Origin of the sequence: Thermoflexus sp. (genome assembly GCF_040289485.1) — a bacterium.
GTDB lineage: Bacteria > Chloroflexota > Anaerolineae > Thermoflexales > Thermoflexaceae > Thermoflexus.
Genome location: NZ_PSLG01000102.1, coordinates 1 through 4,319 on the forward strand (window position 1 = coordinate 1; position 4,319 = coordinate 4,319).

General features: G+C 72.0%; 5 protein-coding genes. All 5 read right to left on the reverse strand.

Annotation, left to right across the window (positions count from 1 at the left end; translation table 11 throughout):
* A partial coding sequence (dnaX, locus tag C4313_RS11165) for a DNA polymerase III subunit gamma/tau (protein ID WP_352429934.1) occupies positions 1-1,174 on the reverse strand: 1,174 nt, incomplete at its 3' end.
* Positions 1,175-1,271: 97 nt separating this feature from the next.
* Positions 1,272-2,042, reverse strand: a complete 771-nt coding sequence (locus tag C4313_RS11170) for a tetratricopeptide repeat protein (RefSeq protein ID WP_352429935.1) — start codon at positions 2,040-2,042, stop codon at positions 1,272-1,274.
* Positions 2,039-2,695, reverse strand: coding sequence for an MBL fold metallo-hydrolase (locus C4313_RS11175; RefSeq protein WP_352429936.1), 657 nt, complete (start codon positions 2,693-2,695; stop codon positions 2,039-2,041). The genes C4313_RS11170 and C4313_RS11175 overlap by 4 nt, the downstream gene beginning before the upstream one ends.
* An 87-nt stretch (positions 2,696-2,782) precedes the next feature.
* Positions 2,783-3,724: a dihydroorotate dehydrogenase gene (locus C4313_RS11180; RefSeq protein WP_352429937.1), complete on the reverse strand. Its 942-nt coding sequence runs from the start codon at positions 3,722-3,724 to the stop codon at positions 2,783-2,785.
* A 17-nt stretch (positions 3,725-3,741) separates the two neighbouring features.
* Positions 3,742-4,319: orotate phosphoribosyltransferase (gene pyrE / locus C4313_RS11185; RefSeq protein ID WP_352429938.1), on the reverse strand; the 578-nt coding region annotated here is incomplete at its 5' end.

Sequence of the window (4,319 nt, forward strand, 5' to 3'; positions counted from 1 at the left end):
CAGCCGTTGGGACCGGCGCCGGCGGGGTCGAAGCGGAGGAGGCCGCCACCGGAAGCGGCCCGGAGGCGGCCGGGAGCCGAGCGGATCGCGCCTGCCGACAGGCTACAGCGGCCTCCACGAAGGCCAGCTCCAGGGCCAGTTGGGGCTGCCAGGCGCTGCGGACGTCGGTCCCAGCCGCCGTGAACAGGCGGATCAGGCGGGGCAGGGCCTCCGGGGGGAGGCTCGCCGCGTGCCGCCGGGCGGCCGCCGCCTGTTCGGCAGGCAGGTCCAAGGCATTTGCGTCCCCCCACTGGGTCCACATCACCGCCCGCAGGTGCTCCACGATCTGACGGGCCAGTTGCTGCGGATGGGCCCCCTCCGCCACCGCCTGGGCCAGGAGGATCAGCCCCCGCGCGATCTGGTCCTCCCCGAGCGCCTCCACGATCTCGACCACCAGCTCCCACCGTCCGGCGCCCAGCGCCCGGCGCACCCGTTCCACGGTGATGGGCTCCCCCTCAGCCGCCAATTGGTCCAGCAACGTCACCGCGTCCCGCAGGCTGCCGGTGGCCTGCCGGGCGATCCAGGTCAGGGCCTCGGGCTCGGCCGAAAGGCCCTCGACGGCCGCGATCTCCTGAAGCCGCCCAGCGATCTCGGCGGTGGAAAGGCGGCGGAAGTCGAAGCGCTGGCAGCGGGAGAGGATGGTGGCCGGGATGCGGTGGGGCTCCGTGGTGGCCAGGACGAAGATCACGTGCGGCGGCGGCTCCTCCAGGGTCTTGAGCAGGGCGTTGAAGGCCTCCGGGGTGAGCATATGGGCCTCGTCGATGACGTAGACCTTGTAGCGGGCCTCGCTGGGGGAGAAACGGGCCCGCTCCCGCAGATCCCGGATCTCGTCGATGCCCCGGTTGGAGGCGGCGTCGACCTCGATCAGGTCGATGAGGCGGCCCTCGTTGACCGCCTGGCAGATCCGGCAGCGATCGCAGGGGCGCTCCTCGACGGCCTCGGCCAGGCAGTTCACCGCCTTGGCCAACAGGCGCGCGGTGGTGGTCTTGCCGGTGCCCCGCGGCCCGGCGAAAAGGTAAGCGTGCGCGATGCGGCCCAGGCGCAGGGCGTTGCGGAGGGTGCGGGTGACGTGCTCCTGGCCGACCACCTCCTCAAACCGTCGGGGACGCCATTTCCGATAGAGGGCGAAGGGCATCGGCGGTTCGCTCCGGAGCGCGCCAGGGTCTGTTTGGATTATACTCAGGCCCGCTGCGGGACCACAAGGCGCGGGGCAGCGGACACGGCCGAGGCGATCACGGGGCCCCTTCCAGCCACCGCAGGAGAGCCTCGGCTTCCCAGGCGAAGGGAGCGGGAGGTCGGGCCTCCAGGAACCGACGGAGCAGCGCCCGGGCCTCCGCTGTTTTCCCCCGGTGGGCCAGCAGGCGCCCGAGCCCATACAGGGCCTCGGGCATGTCCGGCTGGAGGGCGAGGGCCTGCCGCAGATCCGCCTCCGCGCCGTCGAAGTCGCCCTCCAGCATGCGGAGGTTCCCCCGTCCGACGTAGGCAGCCGCCAGATCCGGCTGCCAACGGAGGGCCGCCTCGAAGGCCTGCCGCGCCTCTGCGATCCGACCCTGCTGGAGCCAGGCCGTGCCCAACCCTGCCCATGCCCGGGCGTGGCGGGGGTTCACCGAGAGGACGGCCTGGAAGGCCGCCGCGGCCTCCTCCCAACGCCCACGCCGATCGGCGAGGATGCCCAGGCCCAACAGGGCCCCCTCATGGCGCGGGGCCCGCCGCAGGGCCTCCCGATAGGCTCCCTCCGCTTCCTCCAGGCGGTCGAGGGCAGCATAGGCGGCCCCCAGCAGGGACCAGACTTCCGGATCCCCGGGATGGGCTTCTCGGGCCCCCTCCAGCAGACGCACAGCGGCCGCCGCTTCCCCCCGCCGGAGGGCCTCGATGGCGATCTGCAAACGGGGATCTCGCGTCGGCGTCGGAGGGGGAAGGGGCGCGGGGCGACACGCCGCCATCCCGAGCCCGAGGGCGGCCAGCAGAAGCCCCTGGGCGTGCTGGGACCAACGCCGCCTCATCCTTCTTCCTGGGCCTGCAGATGGAGGACGACCACCTGGGTCTCCTCTGGGAGGTCCGATCGAGAGATCTTCAGGACGTCGAGGGTTGGGGCCTTCTCGCTGCCCATCTCCTTGAGGAACTTCTGAACGGGGTCCAGCCGCAGGCTCAGGCCGGGGACCCGGTAATGCATCGGGATCACCAGGCGGGGCTCCAGCCGGCGGACCACCTCGGCGGCCTGGGCGGCGTTGAGGGCCTCGCCGTCACCCACCGGGATGAGGAGCACATCGACCTCTCCGAGGGCCTCTTCCACCTCGGCCTGGGAGGGGACGTGCTGCAGGTCCCCCAGATGGCAGACCCGCATGTCCTCCAGTTCGAAGACGAAGATCGTGTTCCGCCGGGCCCGATCGCGCTTGCGCTTGCCCTCGGGCCGGATCTCCAGGCCGGTGATGAACACGCCGCCGATCTCATACTCCCCCGGCCCGCTGATCACCCGCGGCTCGCCCCGCACGGCGCGGACAGCGTTGTGGCCGGGGGCATCGTGGCTGACCGTCACGATATCCGCCTTGAGGCGGGGGAGGCTCAGCCCCACGCTCTTATCGTAAGGATCGGTGACGATCGTCGCCGTCCGGCTGCGGATGCGGAAACAACTCAAACCGAACCACGCGATCTCCATCGCTCCGGGTCCTTTTCTCCTGGAAGTTCGGCCCTCCTCGATCCTACCACAGGGAAAAGCGAGGGGACAACGGCTTTCCCGACGGGCTCACCGCCGGTGGGCGAGGCCCCGGATCTCGGCCAGGCATCGGTAGCCGTGGGCGGCCAGCCAGTCCTCCATCTCCGATCGGATGGCCTGGAAGGCCCCCATGCCCCGGTAGGCGACCGCCGAGCCCACGCCGACCGCCGTGGCCCCCGCCATGATCATCTCGATGGCGTCCTCGCCGGTGAGCACCCCCCCGGTCCCGATGATCGGGATGCGCACCGCCCGGGCGATCTCGTAGACGCAGCGGACGGCGATGGGCTTCAGGGCGGGGCCAGAGATCCCACCCTCCCGGTTGGTCAGGACCGGCCGGCCGGCCTCCACATCGATGACCATCCCGGGCATGGTGTTGACCGCCGTGATGCCGTCGGCCCCCGCCTCCTCCGCCGCCCGGGCGATGCGGGCGATGTCCGGGACGTGCGGGGCCAGTTTGGCCAGGACCGGGCAGGGGACAGCGGCCTTGACCGCGGCCACGGCCTCGGCGGTCGCCCTCGGGTTGGCGGCGAAGATCTCCCCGTATTCCGAGGCGACGTTGGGACACGAAAGGTTCAACTCGATCAGGTCCGGCCCCGCCGCCGCCAGCATCCGGGCTACCTCCACGAACTCTTCCACGCTGGCGGCGAAGACGCTGGCGATGAGGGGCACGCCCAGGGGCGCCAGCCCTGCTTTCGCCGCCCGCAGGATCTCCGCCATGCCCTCCGCCCCGGGGTTGGTCAGCCCGACGGCGTTGATCAGGCCGTGGCCCCAGTCGAACAGGATGGGGCTCGGATGGCCGACACGGGGAAGGCGGGTGGCCGATTTGGCGGTGACGGCCCCCGCCCCCAGCCGGGCCACGCGGATCAGCAGCACCGCGCTGGTCCCCAGGATCCCCGAGGCCAGCACCAGGGGGTTGGACAGGCGCACCCCCGCGATCTCACAGGAGAGGTCCAGGCCGCCAATGGGTCCCATCGGTGGGGTCCTCCGGATCAGCCAGGGCCCTCCTCCGGCGCCCCCCACAAGGCGGCCCGGAGGCGATCCCGCGTCGGGGCGTCGAGCAGACCCTCCGCCACCAGGGCCTCCAGCAGGGCCGTCAGCGTGAAGACCGCGTGGACCCGGTAGCCGGCGGCCTCCAGTTCCTCCCGCCCGCCCTGCTCCCGGTCCACCAGCACCACGATGTCGCGGACCCGCAGCCCGGCCGCCTCCAGGACCTGGATGGCCTCCTGCTTGCTGGCCCCGGTGGTCAGCACGTCGTCCAGGACCACCACGGTCTCCCCTGGCCGGAAGTCCCCTTCCAGACGCTGCCCGGTGCCGTAGGCCTTTGCCTCCTTGCGCGGATACAACAGCGGACGCCCGGTGCGCAGGGCGACGGCCGTGCCGATGGGCAGCGCGGCATAGGGGAGGGCGGCCACGCGGTCGAAGGTCAGCCCGGCCAGCCGCTCCGCGTAGAGGCCGGCCACGGTTTCCAGCAGGCTTGGGAAGGAGACCAGCCGGCGCAGGTCCAGGTAGATCGGCGAGCGCCGCCCTGACTTCAGGACGAAGTCTCCGAAGCGGATGCAGCCGGCCT